At 69.4% G+C, this 17,720-nt stretch carries 13 protein-coding genes and 2 rRNA genes; 14 read left to right on the forward strand and 1 reads right to left on the reverse strand.

The annotated features are described in order from the left end of the window. Positions 1 to 263: 263 nt before the first annotated feature. The 3 genes from BJ993_RS21450 (at position 264) to BJ993_RS21460 (ending at position 4,171) form a co-directional block, all read left to right on the forward strand. Positions 264 to 3,386: ribosomal RNA gene (locus BJ993_RS21450) — 23S ribosomal RNA — on the forward strand. Between the two features lie 142 nt (positions 3,387 to 3,528). Next, positions 3,529 to 3,645 (forward strand): 5S ribosomal RNA (gene rrf / locus BJ993_RS21455). 184 nt (positions 3,646 to 3,829) lie between these two features. After that, positions 3,830 to 4,171 carry a single-stranded DNA-binding protein gene (locus BJ993_RS21460; protein WP_179652563.1) on the forward strand — a complete coding sequence of 114 codons (342 nt, stop codon included), beginning with the start codon at positions 3,830 to 3,832 and terminating at the stop codon, positions 4,169 to 4,171. Here the strand turns inward: BJ993_RS21460 and BJ993_RS21465 are convergent. After that, positions 4,131 to 5,282, reverse strand: a complete 1,152-nt coding sequence (locus BJ993_RS21465; RefSeq protein WP_179651122.1) for a DUF1015 family protein — start codon at positions 5,280 to 5,282, stop codon at positions 4,131 to 4,133. The two genes, BJ993_RS21460 and BJ993_RS21465, sit on opposite strands and share 41 nt — an antisense overlap. 50 nt (positions 5,283 to 5,332) lie before the next feature. Between BJ993_RS21465 and BJ993_RS21470 the strand changes: the two genes are divergently transcribed. The 11 genes from BJ993_RS21470 (at position 5,333) to BJ993_RS21520 (ending at position 17,711) form a co-directional block, all read left to right on the forward strand. Then, positions 5,333 to 6,355, forward strand: coding sequence for an HAD-IIA family hydrolase (locus BJ993_RS21470; RefSeq protein ID WP_308645665.1), 1,023 nt, complete (start codon positions 5,333 to 5,335; stop codon positions 6,353 to 6,355). A 9-nt stretch (positions 6,356 to 6,364) separates the two neighbouring features. Then, positions 6,365 to 6,538, forward strand: a complete 174-nt coding sequence (locus tag BJ993_RS21475) for a hypothetical protein (protein WP_179651124.1) — start codon at positions 6,365 to 6,367, stop codon at positions 6,536 to 6,538. Continuing rightward, entirely contained in the window at positions 6,538 to 7,371 is an 834-nt protein-coding gene (locus tag BJ993_RS21480; protein WP_179651126.1) for a TlyA family RNA methyltransferase, read from the forward strand. The genes BJ993_RS21475 and BJ993_RS21480 overlap by 1 nt, the downstream gene beginning before the upstream one ends. Beyond that, positions 7,368 to 8,336, forward strand: coding sequence for an NAD kinase (locus tag BJ993_RS21485; protein ID WP_179651128.1), 969 nt, complete (start codon positions 7,368 to 7,370; stop codon positions 8,334 to 8,336). The genes BJ993_RS21480 and BJ993_RS21485 overlap by 4 nt, the downstream gene beginning before the upstream one ends. After that, positions 8,333 to 10,081: a DNA repair protein RecN gene (recN, locus tag BJ993_RS21490; protein WP_179651130.1), complete on the forward strand. Its 1,749-nt coding sequence runs from the start codon at positions 8,333 to 8,335 to the stop codon at positions 10,079 to 10,081. The genes BJ993_RS21485 and recN overlap by 4 nt, the downstream gene beginning before the upstream one ends. 34 nt (positions 10,082 to 10,115) lie before the next feature. Beyond that, entirely contained in the window at positions 10,116 to 11,828 is a 1,713-nt protein-coding gene (gene pyrG / locus BJ993_RS21495) for a CTP synthase (protein ID WP_036546109.1), read from the forward strand. 4 nt (positions 11,829 to 11,832) lie between these two features. Beyond that, complete coding sequence (locus tag BJ993_RS21500; RefSeq protein ID WP_179651132.1) at positions 11,833 to 12,423, forward strand: NUDIX domain-containing protein; 591 nt, start codon at positions 11,833 to 11,835, stop codon at positions 12,421 to 12,423. Then, positions 12,420 to 12,908 carry an Lrp/AsnC family transcriptional regulator gene (locus BJ993_RS21505; RefSeq protein ID WP_179651134.1) on the forward strand — a complete coding sequence of 163 codons (489 nt, stop codon included), beginning with the start codon at positions 12,420 to 12,422 and terminating at the stop codon, positions 12,906 to 12,908. The genes BJ993_RS21500 and BJ993_RS21505 overlap by 4 nt, the downstream gene beginning before the upstream one ends. Before the next feature lie 140 nt (positions 12,909 to 13,048). Further along, positions 13,049 to 14,173, forward strand: a complete 1,125-nt coding sequence (gene ald, locus BJ993_RS21510; protein WP_179651136.1) for an alanine dehydrogenase — start codon at positions 13,049 to 13,051, stop codon at positions 14,171 to 14,173. 45 nt (positions 14,174 to 14,218) lie between these two features. Continuing rightward, positions 14,219 to 15,166, forward strand: a complete 948-nt coding sequence (locus BJ993_RS21515; protein ID WP_036545485.1) for a site-specific tyrosine recombinase XerD — start codon at positions 14,219 to 14,221, stop codon at positions 15,164 to 15,166. After that, a complete protein-coding gene (locus tag BJ993_RS21520) occupies positions 15,159 to 17,711 on the forward strand; it encodes a DEAD/DEAH box helicase (RefSeq protein ID WP_179651138.1) in 2,553 nt (850 codons plus the stop codon). Before BJ993_RS21515 ends, BJ993_RS21520 begins: the two co-directional genes overlap by 8 nt. Positions 17,712 to 17,720: the final 9 nt, after the last annotated feature.

The following is a 17,720-nucleotide window of genomic DNA, read 5'->3' on the forward strand; positions in this document are numbered from 1 at the left end:
GGCGGGAGTGTTGGTGCTGGTTGGCTTCTGGTTGTTTGACTTCTTGATAGTGGACGCGAGCATTGCACCCGCGTGGATCTGGCCCCGTTGTGGGTTGGGTTTGGTGGGTGTTGTGTTGTTTCGTATCGAATTGATTGTTTTGTGTGTTCTCTTAATCGGTTTGTACTGCAAGAGGCCGCTGACAGAGCTCGAGCGATTGCCTGTTCTGGGGGTTTGTTCCTTTGGGGTGGGTGGTTTGTTTGTGTGTGTTGGTGGTTTGTTGTGGGCAAGTTGTTAAGGGCACATGGTGGATGCCTTGGCATCGAGAGCCGATGAAGGACGTGGGAGCCTGCGAAATGCCCTGGGGAGTTGGCAACCGAGCGTTGATCCGGGGATGTCCGAATGGGGAAACCCAGCACGAGTCATGTCGTGTTACCTGCACCTGAATGAAATAGGGTGTGTGGAGGGAACGCGGGGAAGTGAAACATCTCAGTACCCGCAGGAAGAGAAAACAAAAGTGATTCCGAGAGTAGTGGCGAGCGAAATCGGATGAGGCCAAACCTCGATTGTGTGATAGCCGGCAGGCGTTGCAGTCGGGGGGTTGTGGGAGTGTTGTTGCCGTCTCTGCCGGGGTGGCGCGCAGTCAGAAACCTGAGACGAGGTCGAAGACCGTTGGAAAGCGGTGCCGTAGCGGGTGATAGCCCCGTAGACGATAGTGTCAGGCTGTGTTCAGCATTTCCCAAGTAACACGCCACTCCTGGAATGGTGTGTGAATCTGGCGGGACCACCCGTTAAGCCTAAATACTTCTCGATGACCGATAGCGGACCAGTACCGTGAGGGAAAGGTGAAAAGTACCCCTGGCGGGGAGTGAAATAGTACCTGAAACCATGTGCCTACAATCCGTCAAAGCCTGTCATAGGGTGATGGCGTGCCTTTTGAAGAATGAGCCTGCGAGTTAGCGATACGTGGCGAGGTTAACCCGTGTGGGGAAGCCGTAGCGAAAGCGAGTCCGAATAGGGCGTTTGAGTCGCGTGTTCTAGACCCGAAGCGGAGTGATCTATCCATGGGCAGGTTGAAGCGCCGGTAAGACGGCGTGGAGGACCGAACCCACTTCAGTTGAAAATGGAGGGGATGACCTGTGGATAGGGGTGAAAGGCCAATCAAACTCCGTGATAGCTGGTTCTCCCCGAAATGCATTTAGGTGCAGCGTTGCGTGTTTCTTGCCGGAGGTAGAGCACTGGATAGCCGATGGGCCCTACCAGGTTACTGACGTTAGCCAAACTCCGAATGCCGGTAAGTGAGAGCGTGGCAGTGAGACTGCGGGGGATAAGCTTCGTAGTCGAGAGGGAAACAGCCCAGACCATCGGCTAAGGCCCCTAAGAGGCGGCTAAGTGGAAAAGGATGTGGAGTCGCAGTGACAACCAGGAGGTTGGCTTGGAAGCAGCCACCCTTGAAAGAGTGCGTAATAGCTCACTGGTCAAGTGATTCCGCGCCGACAATGTAGCGGGGCTCAAGCCGTCCGCCGAAGCCATGGCACTAGTACGTAACCCAAGCCGGACTTGATCTTGGTTCAGGGGTACTGGTGGGTAGGGGAGCGTCGTGTCACGGGTGAAGGTCCGGAGTGATCCAGGGCTGGATGTGACACGAGTGAGAATGCAGGCATGAGTAGCGAATCACGGGTGAGAAACCCGTGCGCCGATTGATCAAGGGTTCCAGGGTCAAGCTAATCTGCCCTGGGTAAGTCGGGACCTAAGGCGAGGCCGACAGGCGTAGTCGATGGACAACGGGTTGATATTCCCGTACCGGCGAAGTGGCGCCCATGCTGAACCCGGTGATGCTAACCACCCGAAGCACCTCGTATCGATCCCTTCGGGGTGAGAGCTTGGTGTGGAGCGTGGGATCCGACCCGGTAGTAGGCAAGCGATGGGGTGACGCAGGAAGGTAGCCCAACCGCCGCGATGGTAGACGGCGGGTAAGCATGTAGGGGACGTGGTAGGCAAATCCGCCACGTAGCCGTTTGGTCGGTGACCCTGAGATGTGATGCCGACCCCGTAGGGGGGAAGTGGGTGATCCTATGCTGCCGAGAAAAACCTCTAGCGAGCCACGAGCCGCCCGTACCCGAAACCGACTCAGGTGATCAGGTAGAGAATACCGAGGCGATCGAGACAACCATGGTTAAGGAACTCGGCAAAATGCCCCCGTAACTTCGGGAGAAGGGGGGCCCGGATCGTGACCCCACTTGCTGGGTGAGCGTGAAGGGCCGCAGAGACCAGGGGAAAGCGACTGTTTACTAAAAACACAGGTCCGTGCGAAGTTGTAAGACGATGTATACGGACTGACTCCTGCCCGGTGCTGGAAGGTTAAGAGGACGGGTTAGACGCAAGTCGAAGCTCAGAATTTAAGCCCCAGTAAACGGCGGTGGTAACTATAACCATCCTAAGGTAGCGAAATTCCTTGTCGGGTAAGTTCCGACCTGCACGAATGGAGTAACGACTTTCCTACTGTCTCAACCATGGACTCGGCGAAATTGCACTACGAGTAAAGATGCTCGTTACGCGCGGCAGGACGGAAAGACCCCGGGACCTTTACTATAGTTTGGCATTGGTGTTTGGTTCGGCTTGTGTAGGATAGGTGGGAGACTGTGAAGCCTCGACGCCAGTTGGGGTGGAGTCATCGTTGAAATACCACTCTGGTCGTACTAGATGTCTAACCTAGGGCCATGATCTGGTTCAGGGACAGTGCCTGATGGGTAGTTTAACTGGGGCGGTTGCCTCCCAAAATGTAACGGAGGCGCTCAAAGGTTCCCTCAGCCTGGTTGGCAATCAGGTTTCGAGTGTAAGTGCACAAGGGAGCTTGACTGTGAGACAGACATGTCGAGCAGGGACGAAAGTCGGAACTAGTGATCCGGCGACTCCGAGTGGAAGGGTCGTCGCTCAACGGATAAAAGGTACCCCGGGGATAACAGGCTGATCTTCCCCAAGAGTCCATATCGACGGGATGGTTTGGCACCTCGATGTCGGCTCGTCGCATCCTGGGGCTGGAGTAGGTCCCAAGGGTTGGGCTGTTCGCCCATTAAAGCGGCACGCGAGCTGGGTTTAGAACGTCGTGAGACAGTTCGGTCCCTATCCGCCGCGCGCGTAGGAAACTTGAGAAAGGCTGTCCCTAGTACGAGAGGACCGGGATGGACGAACCTCTGGTGTGCCAGTTGTACCGCCAGGTGCAGGGCTGGTTGGCTACGTTCGGAAGTGATAACCGCTGAACGCATCTAAGCGGGAAGCACGTTTCAAGATGAGGTTTCCCACCCCTTGTGGGTTAAGGCCCCCAGCAGAACACTGGGTTGATAGGCCGGAGGTGTACAGCAGCAATGCCCAGCCGACCGGTACTAATAGGCCGAAGACTTGCCACAACAAACCCCCAACACACATCAACAAATCAAGTGTTACGGGAACAACACCACCCCATCAATCGGGGTGCGCGCGTCCACTACAAGAGACCAACCCCAGGTCCGACCACCCCTTACACGGGGTACACCTGGCGGTTCATAGAGTTACGGCGGCCATAGCGGCAGGGAAACACCCGGTCCCATCCCGAACCCGGAAGTTAAGCCTGCCTGCGCCGATGGTACTGCAACCGAGAGGATGTGGGAGAGTAGGACGCCGCCGGACATTCTTTCGCCGAAGGGCCAGCAGAAATGCTGGCCCTTCGGTGTTTTTGCGTCCCTTTCCGGTCCGCTTTCCCTCCACAAGCGGCCGGTGGCGAGGCGTTCTCCACAGCCGCGCTCACGGCGGTCGTGCTGCGTCGGTGCGACGGCGCACGCTGGTCGCACCCAGTGATCAGGAGGAACGCAGGATGGAACACAACATCGTGAGGCTGGCCGGCCGACTGGCCGGCGAGCCGGAGCTGCGCACACTACCCAGCGGCGACGAGCTGTGCGTGTGCCGGATATCGGTCGCACGGGACAAGGTGCGGGTGCTTCCCTCGGGACGGCGATCGTCGTCGGTGGACGTCGTCGACCTGGCGGCATGGTCTGCGCGGTCGCGACGAGCGATGGCAGGCTGGCGCACCGGGGACGAGGTGGAGGTCGAGGGAGCGCTGCGGCGTCGGTTCTACCGTGCGGGTGAGCGGACGCTCTCCCGGGTGGAGGTCGAGGTCAGCACGTGCCGGATGGTTCGTCGCGCAGCGACCGGATGAGTACCCCGAGACTCGGCTTGGGCTGGAAGGACGTCGCCTTCTCGGGGAGCAGGCGATCGGCGGCCGCGATCTCGAGCACGAGGTCGACCGAGGGCGCGGGCATGAGGACGGCGACGCTGTCCGGTCGGGCCGCGCCGAGCGCGTCGTCGACGCTGTGGTGGTAGGCGACGGACGACGGGCCATGGGGAAGCGCGGGCACGATCCGACGGTGCAGGGTCTCGACGGCAGCCTCACGGACGGACGCATCGAGGTCGATGACGGCCCAGCGCTCGCCGTCGGTGGCGGCGAGGCGCGTCGCGGAGAGAGCAGCGACGGCCTCGGACTGGGAGTGCTCGGCGTAGCCGAGGCCGACGCTCTGGGTGGCGTCGCGCAGGTCGTCGAGGGAGGTCCCGTGGAGGGTGCGGTGGATCGGGCCGAGGAAGAGGGGCGTGGTGCCCTGGTCGACCAGCATGGCGAGGCCGAAGTCGGTCGCCGCAGGCTCGTCCGTGGAGGTGGCCTGACGACGCTGCAGGCGCAGGTAGGCGGCGTACCGGTGATGGCCGTCGGCGATGAGGGCCCGGCTGTCGGCGAGCTCGGCGGCGATCGCGGCCAGCGTGGCCTCGTCGCGGATGGCCCAGATCCGGTGCTGCTGCTCACCACGGTCGGTGAAGGTGTGCTGCGGCTCCCCGCGGATGACCTCGGCGAGCACGGAGCGGAGCTGGTCCGTGCCACGGTGGACCAGGAGGATGGGCGCGGGGTTGAGCTCCATCTCCGCCATCCGGTCGGCCAGATCGTCGGCCTGGGCGGGGTGGATGCCCTCGTGGGGCAGCACCGCCCGGTCCTCGGCGCGCGTGGCCCGCCGGGAGACGTCGAGGGCGCCCACCAGACCGCGCACCGTCATCCCCGCCGAGGTGTACTCGTGCAGGTAGAGCGCCGGTACGGCGTCCTGGCGGACGTAGCCGCGGGCCTGCCAGCGCAGGAGGCGCGCCGAGACGTCCTTGTAGGGGCGGGCGAAGGCGCGACCCGTGGTGGGGTTGCCGACGCGTGCGGGGCTGAGCATCAGCCCGCGGAACGGGACGAGGCGCAACGGACCCGCGACGTACGGGGGAGTCACCAGTGCTGCTGCGTCCACCCGGGAATCCTACGGAGCCGGGTGAGGAACCGGCTGGCATGGTGGTACCCGTGTTGCTCACATCCCCCGCGCCGCTGACCGCCGCCTACGACCTGGCGATGCTCGACCTCGACGGCGTCGTCTACATCGGCGCCGAGGCGGTGCCGGGCGCAGCGCAGGCGATCGGTGAGGCGCGCGGCGCGGGCATGCGGGTCGCGTTCATCACCAACAACGCATCGCGGCCACCCGCAGTGGTGGCCGAGCACCTCGTGGAGCTGGGCGTCGAGGCCGCTGTGGACGACGTGGTCACCAGCGCCCAGGCGGCCGCGCGGCTGGCCAGGGATTCCTGGGGTGAGGGCGCCCGGGTCGTGTGCCTCGGTGCTGCCGGGCTGGAGACGGCGCTCCTCGAGGCCGGGGTGGTCCCGGTCCGTGCCAACGAGGACGCGGCGGGCGTGGTCACCGGCTACGGCCCCGACGTGCCGTGGCGGTCGATCATGCGGGTCGCGGTGCGGGTGCGGGACGGCCTGCCTTGGATCGCGAGCAACACCGACCTGACCATTCCGACGGCGTTCGGCACCGCGCCCGGCCACGGGGTGCTGGTGGAGATGCTGTCGCGGTTCAGCGGCGTCACGCCCGTGGTGGCCGGCAAGCCCGCCCGGCCGCTGCTCGACGAGACGGTACGACGCGTCGGCGGCGAGCGGCCGTTGATGGTCGGCGACCGGCTCGACACCGACATCGAGGGTGCCCGGAACGCGGGCCTGGACTCGCTGCTCGTGCTCACCGGCGTGACCGGGCTCCCGGAGCTGCTGGCCGCGCCGCCGCAGCTGCGGCCGTCGTACCTCTCCGGCGACCTGGCCGGATTGGCGCGGCGCCACGAGGCGCCGACGCGCGACGGGGAGCACTGGGTCCTGGGCGAGTGGCGGGCGCGGGTGGCGGCGGGTCTCCTGGAGGTCTCGTCGTCCGGCGCGGCCGCTGCCCCCGACGACGCCTGGCGGGTCGCGGCGGCTGCGGCGTGGGCGCACCTGGACGCCTCGGGGACGGTGGCCGACATCACCGCGGCAGGGCTCCCCGCTCCGGGGCGCGCGGCGCGGTAGCCTCGCGCCATGACCGAGGTACCCGTTCCGGCGCCCATGCCGACCGGCATCGATGCCGTCGACCGTGTGCTCGACCTGGTCGCGGGGCTGGACAGCCGGCCCCTCGAGGAGCACGCAGCGGTCTTCGAGGAAGCGCACGCCGGCCTCCGGCACACGCTCGACAACCCTCCGACGTCCCAGTAGTGCCTCCTCGCAGACTGCGCCTGGACGCCGAGCTGGTGCGGCGCGGCCTCGCGCCGTCCCGTGAGCGCGCCGCCCAGCTGATCGCCGACGGCCGGGTCAAGGTGTCCGGTGCGCTCGCGTCGAAGGCGGCCACCGGCGTGACGACGGACGTCGCGATCGTCGTGCTGGAGGGCGAGAACGGCCCCGACTACGTCTCGCGGGGCGCGCACAAGCTGGCCGGTGCCCTCGCTGCCTTCGAGCCGCTGGGCCTGTCCGTCGAGGGACGGCGCTGCCTGGACGCGGGAGCGTCGACGGGCGGCTTCACGGACGTCCTCCTCCGGGCGGGCGCGGCCGAGGTGGTCGCCGTCGACGTGGGCTACGGACAGCTGCACTGGTCGCTGCAGCAGGACGAGCGGGTGCAGGTCCACGACCGGACCAACGTGCGCACGCTCGAGGCCGCCGCGATCGGCGGCCCGGTCGACGTCGTGGTCGGCGACCTGTCGTTCATCTCGCTGACCCTCGTGCTCGACGCGCTGCTCGGCGTCACCCGCGAGGACGGCGACCTGGCGCTCATGGTCAAGCCGCAGTTCGAGGTCGGCAAGGACCGGCTCGGCAAGGGTGGGGTCGTCCGCGACCCCGAGCTCTGGGTCGAGACGGTGCTCGGCGTGGCCCATGCGGCGGGGGAGCGCGGATGGGGCGCGCAGGCGGTGACGGTGAGCCCGCTGCCCGGGCCGTCCGGGAACGTCGAGTTCTTCCTGTGGCTGCGCCACGGCCCGCAGGCGGTGGACGACGAGTCCATCGCGGCGATCGTGCGGCGCGGGACGTCGGGCCCGGATGAGAGGGTGGCCCCATGACGATCCCCGCGACCACGGACACGCCGCGCCGGGTCCTCGTGCTCGCCCACACGCGGCGCCCCGAGGCCCGCGACGTCGCGCGCTCGTTCGTCAAGGAGCTCACCGGCCACGGGATCGTCGTACGTCTCCTGCTGGACGAGGCCGAGGACCTCGGGCTCGACCCGGACGGCTACGACCCGGCCGTGGAGCTGACCGACTCCGAGACCGACGCCAGCCGCGGGTGCGAGCTGACCGTCGTCATCGGTGGCGACGGCAGCATCCTGCGCGCCGCCGAGGTGACGCACTCCCGACTCACGCCGGTGCTCGGCGTCAACCTCGGCCACGTCGGGTTCCTCGCCGAGGCCGAGCACGAGGACGTCGCGGCGACGATCGACGCGATCGTGCACCAGCGGTACACGACCGAGGACCGCCTGACCCTCGACGTCCGGGCGTTCGTCGGTGGCGAGCTGGTCTACGCGACCTTCGCGGTCAACGAGGCCAGCGTCGAGAAGGCCGCGCGCGAGCGGATGCTCGAGGTCGTCGTCGAGATCGACAACCGGCCGCTGTCGCGATGGGGCTGCGACGGCGTCGTCTGCGCGACGCCGACCGGCTCGACGGCGTACAACTTCAGCGCCGGTGGCCCGGTCGTGTGGCCGCAGGTCGAGGCGCTGTGCATCGTCCCGCTGAGTGCCCACGCGCTGTTCGCCCGGCCGATGGTGGTCGCGCCGTCGTCCGTCATCGCGATCGAGGTGCTCGAGGGCAACGAGAGCTCGGGCGTCCTGTGGTGCGACGGCCGCCGCAGCGTCGACCTCCCGCCCGGCGCCCGGATCGAGGTGAGTCGCGGGCTGCGGCCGGTGCGCCTGGTCCGGCTGCACGAGGCCCCGTTCACCGACCGGCTGGTCGCCAAGTTCGGGCTGTCCGTCGAGGGGTGGCGGGGTGCCGCCGAGCTGCGCCGCCAGGCGCGCGCCCAGGAGGAGACGTCGTGATCGAGGAGCTGCGCATCACCTCGCTCGGTGTGATCGACTCGTCCGTGCTCGAGCTCGGACCGGGACTGACGGTGATCACGGGTGAGACCGGCGCCGGCAAGACCATGGTCGTGACCGCGCTGGGCCTGCTGCTCGGCGGGCGGGCCGACAGCGGAGCCGTCCGGGCCGGGGCGCGACAGGCGCGGGTCGAGGGACTCATCGCCGCCGACGCCCTGCCCGCGCTCGCGGCGGCCGTCGAGGACGCCGGGGGCGAGGTCGAGGACGACGGGATCGTGCTCGCGCGCAACGTGAGCGCCGAGGGGCGCTCGCGGGCCTTCGCCGGAGGCGCCGCCGTCCCGGTGTCGACGCTGGCAGCGATCGCCGAGCCGCTCGTCGCCGTCCACGGCCAGTCCGACCAGCACCGGCTGTTGAAGCCGCAGACCCAGCGCCAGGCCCTGGACCGCTTCGGCGCGCTCGACTCCCTGCAGGCGTCCTACGCCGCGGTCCACGACGACCTGGTGGCGACCGAGCGGGAGCTCGCCGAGGTCACGGCCTCCGCTCGCGAGCGGGCGCGGGAGGCCGACGTGCTGCGCTTCGGCGTCGACGAGGTCGCCGCCGTCGCGCCGCAGCCGGGCGAGGACGCCGAGCTGGCTGCCGAGGAGGCCCGCCTCGGGCACGCCGACACCCTCCGCGGCGCCGCCGAGCAGGCCCGTGAGGCGTTGTCGAGCGAGCACGGCTCCCCGGACGCACTGGGTGCCGTTGCGGCCGCCCGCGGCCTGCTGGAGGGCGTCCGTGACCACGACGCCGAGGCGGGTGCGCTCGCCGACCGGGTGGCGGAGGTGAGCTATCTCCTCTCCGACGTCGCGGCCGACGTGGCGTCGTACGCCTCGGGGGTGGACACCGATCCCGCTCGACTGGCGGCGGTGTCCGAGCGGCGGGCCGCGCTGATCGGACTGACCCGCAAGTACGGCGAGAGCGTCGACGAGGTGCTCGCCTGGGCGGAGACCGCGTCGAAGCGTCTGCTCGACCTGGACTCGACCGACGAGCGGATCCAGGAGCTCACGGCCCGTGCGGGCCGGCTGCGCGAGGAGCTCGCGACGGCGGGCGCCGCGCTGAGCCAGGCTCGCGTCGCCGCGGCGGCGAAGCTGTCCACCGCGGTCAGCGACGAGCTCACCCTGCTCGCGATGCCGCACGCCCGCGTGACGATCCGGGTCGCGCCGCGCACCGTCGACGCCCCCGCCGACCCGGAGCACCCGCCGGCGGACGTGGTCCGGGTGGGGGAGCGCTGGGTGCGCTTCGGCCGCAGCGGCCTGGACGAGGTGGAGTTCCTGCTGGCCGCCAACTCCGGCTCCGAGCCGCGCCCGCTGCACAAGGGCGCCTCCGGCGGTGAGCTGTCGCGAGTCATGCTGGCCGTCGAGGTCTGCCTGGCCGGCACCAGCCCAGTGCCCACGTTCGTCTTCGACGAGGTCGACTCCGGCGTCGGCGGTGCCGCCGCCGTCGAGATCGGCCGCCGCCTCGCGACCCTGGCCGACGACGCCCAGGTGCTGGTCGTGACCCACCTCCCGCAGGTCGCGGCGTTCGCGGACCGCCATGTGCTGGTGGAGAAGTCCAGCGACGGCACCATCACCAGCTCAGGCCTGGTCACCCTCGACGACGAGGGTCGCGAGCGCGAGCTCTCCCGCATGCTCGCGGGCCTCGCGGAGTCCGACACCGCACTCGCGCACGCGCGCGAACTGCTCGACCTGGCGCGCCGACGTACGGCTTGAGCACGATCTCGTAGTAGGATGGAATCCCGTGAACATGGCTTCCGGTAGCGGCACGAATCGACAGGCAAAGCACCTCTTCGTGACCGGAGGCGTCGCCTCCTCGCTCGGCAAGGGCCTCACGGCGTCCAGCCTGGGCCGACTGCTCCGTTCGCGGGGCCTCCGGGTGACCATGCAGAAGCTGGACCCCTACCTCAACGTCGACCCCGGGACGATGAACCCGTTCCAGCACGGTGAGGTCTTCGTCACCAACGACGGCGCCGAGACCGACCTCGACATCGGGCACTACGAGCGCTTCCTCGACACCGACCTCAACCAGATCGCCAACGTGACGACCGGGCAGGTCTACTCCTCGGTGATCGCCAAGGAGCGCAAGGGCGAGTACCTCGGCGACACGGTCCAGGTGATCCCGCACATCACCAACGAGATCAAGGACCGGATCCTCGCGATGGGTCGCGGCTCGGAGCCGGTCGACGTGGTGATCACCGAGATCGGCGGCACCGTCGGCGACATCGAGTCGCTGCCCTTCCTCGAGGCGGCGCGGCAGGTCCGCCACGACATCGGCCGTGACAACGTCTTCTTCCTGCACGTCTCGCTGGTGCCGTACATCGGTCCGTCGGGCGAGCTGAAGACCAAGCCGACCCAGCACTCCGTCGCCGCGCTGCGCCAGGTCGGCATCCAGCCCGACGCCGTGGTGTGCCGCGCCGACCGCGAGCTGCCGGAGAGCATCAAGCGGAAGATCTCGCTGATGTGCGACGTCGACAGCGACGCCGTCGTCACCGCCGCGGACGCCCCGTCGATCTACGACATCCCCAAGGTCCTGCACCGGCAGGGCCTCGACGCCTACGTCGTACGACGCCTCAACCTGCCCTTCCGCGACGTCGACTGGACGCTGTGGGACGACCTGCTCCGCCGGGTGCACCACCCGAAGGAGGAGGTGACCGTCGCGCTGGTCGGCAAGTACATCGACCTGCACGACGCCTACCTGTCGGTGACCGAGGCGCTGCGCGCCGGCGGCTTCGCCCACGAGGCGAAGGTCAACATCCGCTGGGTCGTCTCCGACGAGTGCGAGACACCGGCGGGCGCCACCCGGCACCTCTCCGACGTCGACGCGATCTGCGTGCCCGGCGGCTTCGGCATCCGCGGCCTCGAGGGCAAGCTCGGCGCGCTGACCTATGCCCGCGCCCACGGCATCCCGACCCTCGGCCTGTGCCTGGGCCTGCAGTCGATGGTGATCGAGTACGCCCGGACCGAGCTCGGCCTGACCAAGGCCGGCTCGACCGAGTTCGACCCGGATACCCCGGAGCCGGTCATCGCCACGATGGAGGAGCAGAAGTCCATCGTCGAGGGCGCCGGAGACCTGGGCGGCACGATGCGCCTCGGGCTCTACCCCGCCACCCTCACGCCGGGATCGATCGCGGCCGAGGTCTACGGCGCGGAGTCGATCGAGGAGCGCCACCGCCACCGCTACGAGGTCAACAACGCCTACCGGGCGCAGCTCGAGGAGGCCGGCCTGGTCTTCTCCGGCATCAACCCGGACCTCGACCTCGTGGAGTTCGTCGAGCTCCCGCGCGACGTGCACCCCTACTACATCGGTACGCAGGCGCACCCCGAGCTGCGCTCGCGCCCGACCCGCCCGCACCCGCTGTTCGCCGGCCTGGTCGGCGCGGCGATCGCCCGCCAGCGCGAGACCCGCCTCGAGATCGACGAGTCCGGGCTGCACCCCGAGCCCGTCGACGACGACGAGTGACGCGGTGAGCGACGTCAGGGACGTCCCGGAGTCCTGGCCGGTCGAGAGCTCGGCGGACCTGCACCGCGACGGGTGGGTGCTCGCCCTCCGCTCCGACCGTGTACGACGCCCGGGGGACCACGACGAGGCCGCGTTCCGGCGCCTCGTGGTCGAGCATCCCGGCGCTGCCGTCGTCCTCGCCGTCGACGAGCAGGACCGCGTGCTGTGCATCCGCCAGTACCGCCATCCCGCCCAGGCACGGCTGGTCGAGCTGCCGGCCGGTGTGATCGACCACCCGGGTGAGGACCCGGAGCAGGTCGCGCGCCGCGAGCTGCGCGAGGAGGCCGCGCTGCAGGCCGAGCGCTGGACGCACCTGCTCTCGACCTGGAGCTCGCCCGGCTACTCCGCGGAGAAGATCCACTACTACCTTGCCGAGGGGCTCGCGACGGCCGACCGGGGCGACTTCGTGCTGCAGCACGAGGAGGCCGACCTCGAGGAGGTCTGGGTGCCGTTCGAGGAGCTCGTCGACGCCGTACTCGCGGGGGCCGTGGCCGACGGTCCGGTGGTGCAGGCGGTGCTGGCCCTCCAGGTCCGCCGGGACCGGGCCGGCCGATGACCGAGCTCGACGCGATCGACGCCGCCATCGTCCGCGAGCTGCAGGACGATGCGCGGCTGGCGAACAACGTGCTGGCCGCGCGGGTCGGCATCGCCCCGTCGACCTGCCACGGCCGGGTCCGCTCGCTCTTCGAGCGGGGCGTGATCCGCGGCGCGCACGCCGAGATCGACCAGGCGGCGATCGGCCGGCCGCTGCAGGCGATGATCTCGGTCCGGCTCCGCCCGCACGCCCGGGGCGAGCTGGCGGCCTTCGCCCAGGCCATGGCGCAGCTGCCCGAGGTGCTCAACGTCTACTTCCTCGCCGGCGCCGACGACTTCCTCGTGCACGTGGCGACCGCCGGCTCGGAGGAGCTGCGCGAGTTCGTGGTCAACCACCTCAGCGGCACCAAGGACGTCGCGATGACGGAGACCAGCCTGATCTTCGAGCACCTGCGCGGCCGGCCGGCGGCCGAACCACGTTCGGTGCGACCTGCGCCACACGCCTGATCGCCGACGATCCGATCCGGATTCGCGCGGCGGCAGCGAATAATCGCTGCGGCCACTAGCGGTGCGCTCGACTGATCTTCACAATTTCTGCTCACCGGGGAATCCGCATCGGAACGCCCGTGACCAGGAGGATGCAGTCCATGCGCGTCGGTGTGCCGAAGGAAGTCAAGAACCACGAGTACCGCGTCGCGATCACCCCGATCGGCGTGCACGAGCTGGTCGCGCACGGCCACGAGGTCCTCGTCCAGGCCGGCGCGGGTGTCGGGTCGTCCATCGAGGACGCCGACTACGTCGCCGCGGGCGCCACGATCGTCGCCACCGCCGAGGAGGCGTGGGGCACCGACGGCGGGGTCGACCTGGTCCTGAAGGTCAAGGAGCCGGTCGCGGAGGAGTACCACCGCATCCGCGAGGGCCAGACGCTCTTCACCTACCTGCACCTGGCCGCGGACAAGCCGCTCACCGAGGAGCTGCTGGCCCGCAAGGTCACCGGCATCGCCTACGAGACCGTGCAGCTGCCGAGCGGCGCGCTGCCGCTGCTGTACCCGATGTCCGAGGTCGCCGGCTGCCTCGCGCCCCAGGTCGGCGCCCACGCGCTGATGAAGGCCCAGGGCGGCCGGGGCGTCCTGATGGGCGGCGTCGGTGGCGTCGCGAACGCCAAGGTGGTCATCATCGGTGCCGGTGTCTCGGGACAGAACGCCGCCAACATCGCGCTCGGCATGGGCGCCGACGTCACCCTGCTCGACACCGACCTCGACAAGCTGCGGATGTCCTTCTGGCGCTACAACAACCGCGTCCACGGGCTCGCCTCGTCGAAGCTGACCCTCGAGCAGCAGGTCATGGAGGCCGACCTGGTCATCGGCGCCGTGCTGATCCCCGGTGCCGCCGCGCCGAAGCTGGTCTCCAACGAGCTGGTGTCGCGGATGAAGCCCGGCTCGGTGCTCGTCGACATCGCCGTCGACCAGGGTGGCTGCTTCGAGGACACCCGGCCCACGACGCACGCCGACCCGACGTACCAGGTCCACGGCTCGACGTTCTACTGCGTGGCCAACATGCCCGGCGCCGTCCCGAACACGTCGACCTACGCGCTGACCAACGCCACGCTGCCGTACGTCGTCGCGCTGGCCGACAAGGGCTGGCAGGCCGCGTGCCGCGACGACCACAGCCTCGCGCTCGGGCTCAACACCCACGCCGGGCAGCTCACCAACGCGCCCGTCGGCGAGGCCGTGGGCATCGCGTCGATGCCGCTCGCGGAGGCGCTGGCCTGACCGGCCATCCGCCGGGGACCGACAGGCATGCCCTAGCCTGACCGGGTGAGTGGCGCAGGGGCGGTGGACCGGGCGGTCCGGACCTACCTGGACCACCTGACGGTCGAGAAGGGGCTCGCCGCCAACACGCTGAGCTCCTACCGTCGCGACCTGCGCCGCTACCGCGAGCACCTGGCGGCCGCCGGCATCGACCACCTCGACGGGGTGAGCGAGGCGACGGTCACCGAGTTCCTGATGCGGCTGCGCGAGGGCGACGCCGACCACCCGCCGCTGAGCGCGTCCTCAGCGGCGCGGACGGTGGTGGCCGTCCGCGGCTTCCACAAGTTCGCCGTCGCCGACGGGCTGGCGCAGCTGGACCCGGCCGCGGCGGTCAAGCCGCCGTCGCCGGCCAAGCGGCTGCCGAAGGCGCTGCCGCTCTCGGACGTGGAGGCGATCCTCGAGGCCGCGGGCGCTCCCGGGACGCCGCTCGCGCTGCGCGACCGGGCGTTGCTGGAGGTGCTCTACGGGACGGGCGCCCGGATCTCCGAGGCCGTCGGGCTCGACGTCGACGACGTGTCCGCTCTCGACCTGCGCGACGACGACGACAACACGATCCTGCTGAGCGGCAAGGGCGGCAAGGAGCGGCTGGTGCCGGTCGGCTCGTTCGCCCGGGCGGCGCTGTCGGCCTACCTGGTGCGGGGGCGTCCGGCGTTGGTCGCCAAGGCCACGCCGGCTCTCTTCCTCAACTCACGAGGAGGCCGGCTCTCCCGCCAGTCCGCCTGGGCGGTGCTGGTCAAGGCGGCCGAGCGGGCCGGCGTCACCCGCGACGTCTCGCCGCACACGCTGCGCCACTCGTTCGCGACCCACCTGCTCGACGGCGGCGCCGACGTGCGGGTCGTGCAGGAGCTGCTCGGCCACGCGTCGGTGACGACGACGCAGGTCTACACGCTGGTGACGGTCGACAACCTGCGCGAGGTCTTCGCGACCGCACACCCGAGGGCCCGCGATGCCTGAGCCCGTGTCGTCCGGTGCGCAGGACGCGGCGTACGACCGCATCATCGAGTACGCCGACGGGCGCGGCCTCGAGCTCTACCCGCACCAGGAGGAGGCGATTCTCTCCCTGCTGGCGGGCGACAACGTCGTGCTGGCCACGCCGACCGGGTCCGGGAAGTCGCTGGTCGCGATGGCCGCCGCGATGGCCGCGCTCGCCGACGACCGGGTGACCTTCTACACCGCGCCGATCAAGGCGCTGGTGAGTGAGAAGTTCTTCGACCTCGTCGAGGTCTTCGGCGCCGCCGACGTGGGCATGCTGACCGGTGACGTGGCCGTTAACGCCGACGCCCCGGTGATCTGCTGCACGGCCGAGGTGCTCGCCAACATCGCGCTGCGGGAGGGCTCCGCCGCCGATGTCGGCATGGTGGTGATGGACGAGTTCCACTTCTACGGCGAGCCCGGGCGCGGCTGGGCCTGGCAGGTGCCGCTCATCGAGCTGCCGCAGGCGCAGTTCCTGCTGATGTCGGCGACCCTCGGCGACACGACCGAGCTGGCCGCGGACCTGACCCGGCGCAACGGTCGCGACACCACGACCGTCGACCAGGCCGAGCGCCCGGTCCCGCTGGACTTCTCGTGGTCGCTGGAGCCGATGGGCGACAAGCTCGCCGAGCTGGTCAGCACCGGCCAGGGGCCGGTCTACGTCGTGCACTTCACCCAAGCGGCCGCCGTCGAGCACGCCGTGTCGCTGCTGAGCGGTCCCGGCCGGCTCGACACGGTGCTGCCGAAGGAGCGCAAGGAGCAGATCGCCGAGCGGCTGGCGCCGGTGCGCTTCGCGGCCGGGTTCGGCAAGACCCTGAGCAAGCTGCTGCGCCAGGGGATCGGCGTCCACCACGCGGGGATGCTCCCTCGCTACCGCCGCCTCGTCGAGCAGCTCGCCCAGGCCGGCCTGCTGACCGTCATCTGCGGCACCGACACCCTCGGTGTCGGCATCAACGTGCCGATCCGCACGGTGCTCTTCACCGGCCTCGCCAAGTACGACGGGTCGCGGCAGCGGGTGCTGCGCACGCGTGAGTTCCTGCAGATCGCCGGCCGCGCGGGGCGTGCGGGCTTCGACACGGCGGGCTATGTCGTCGTCCAGGCGCCGGAGCACGTGATCGAGAACGAGAAGGCCAAGGCGAAGGCCGCCGCGAAGAACGCCGCCATGAGCGCGGAGAAGCAGGCCAAGCGGGGGTCGAAGGCGCAGCTGAAGAAGCCGCCGGCCGGCACCGTGGTGTGGACCGAGCAGACCTTCGACAAGCTCGTCGAGGGCCGGCCCGAGCCGCTGAAGTCGCAGATGAAGGTCGACAACGCGATGCTGGTCAACGTCCTCTCCCGCGAGGAGGACGCGTTCCCGGTGATGCGCCGGCTGCTGATGGACAACCACGAGGACCGGCGCAGCCAGCTGCGGCTCGCCAAGCGGGCGGTCCGGCTGGCGCGGAGCCTGGTGACCTCCGAGGTGCTGACCCGGCTCGACGAGCCCGACGGGTTCGGCCGCCGCTACGTCCTCACCGAGGCGCTGCCGGAGGACTTCGCGCTCAACCAGCCGCTGTCGCACTTCGCACTGGCCGTCCTCGACGTGCTCGACCCGGACAGCCCCGACTTCGTACTCGACGTCGTCTCCGTGGTCGAGGCCACCCTGGAGGCCCCGCGGCCGCTCCTGCTCGCCCAGCGCCATGCCGCCCGCGGCGAGGCGATCGCCGCGCTCAAGGCCGACGGCGTCGAGTACGACGAGCGGATGGCCCTGATCGAGGACGTCACCTGGCCCGAGCCGCTCAGCGACCTGCTCGAGCCCCTGTTCGAGACCTACCGCGAGCGGCACCCGTGGCTGGCGCCCGACGCGCTGGCGCCCAAGTCGGTCGTGCGCGAGATGTGGGAGCAGGGGATGGGCTTCACCGACCTGGTCGCCCGCTATCAGGTGGCCCGCTCCGAGGGGCTGGTGCTGCGCTACCTCACCGACGCCTACCGCGCGCTGCGGCAGACCGTCCCGGCGTCGTACCGGACCGGGGAGCTGGAGCTGCTGGTCGAGTGGCTGGGCGAGACCGTCCGCCAGGTCGACTCCTCGCTGCTCGACGAGTGGGAGGCGCTGGCCGACCCGGAGCACGCGAGCACGCAGGTGAGCCACCACGAGCCGCCGCCTCCGCCGCGGCCGCTCAGCCAGCAGGGCCGGGTCTTCGACGTGATGGTCCGCAACGCGATGTGGCGCCGGGTCGAGCTCGTCGCCCGCGACGACGTGCCCGCGCTCGCCTCCCTGGAGCCGGACGGCTCCGACTGGGGGGAGGGCGACTGGGACCGGGCGATCGAGGACTACTACGCCGAGCACGACCGGCTGCTGACCGACGCCGATGCCCGCGGCCCGGCGCTGCTGTCCGTCGAGAAGGCGCCGGACCGGTGGGTGGCCACGCAGACCCTGCACGACCCGGACGGCAACCACGACTGGGTGGTCCGCGCGGAGGTCGACCTCGCGGCCAGCGACGAGGCCGGCGAGGCCGTCGTCCGCACGCTGGCGATGGAGAGCCTCACCGGCTGACGCGCTGCT

Origin of the sequence: Nocardioides aromaticivorans (assembly GCF_013408525.1) — a bacterium.
Classification (GTDB): Bacteria; Actinomycetota; Actinomycetes; order Propionibacteriales; family Nocardioidaceae; genus Nocardioides; species Nocardioides aromaticivorans.

Excerpts from the sequence above, each read along its gene's own strand:
- BJ993_RS21520 (WP_179651138.1), top strand. The coding sequence starts at position 15,159 with ATGCCTGAGCCCGTGTCGTCCGGTGCGCAGGACGCGGCGTACGACCGC.
- ald (WP_179651136.1), top strand. The coding sequence starts at position 13,049 with ATGCGCGTCGGTGTGCCGAAGGAAGTCAAGAACCACGAGTACCGCGTC.
- BJ993_RS21485 (WP_179651128.1), top strand. The coding sequence starts at position 7,368 with ATGACGATCCCCGCGACCACGGACACGCCGCGCCGGGTCCTCGTGCTC.
- BJ993_RS21505 (WP_179651134.1), top strand. The coding sequence starts at position 12,420 with ATGACCGAGCTCGACGCGATCGACGCCGCCATCGTCCGCGAGCTGCAG.
- BJ993_RS21475 (WP_179651124.1), top strand. The coding sequence starts at position 6,365 with ATGACCGAGGTACCCGTTCCGGCGCCCATGCCGACCGGCATCGATGCC.
- BJ993_RS21460 (WP_179652563.1), top strand. The coding sequence starts at position 3,830 with ATGGAACACAACATCGTGAGGCTGGCCGGCCGACTGGCCGGCGAGCCG.
- pyrG (WP_036546109.1), top strand. The coding sequence starts at position 10,116 with ATGGCTTCCGGTAGCGGCACGAATCGACAGGCAAAGCACCTCTTCGTG.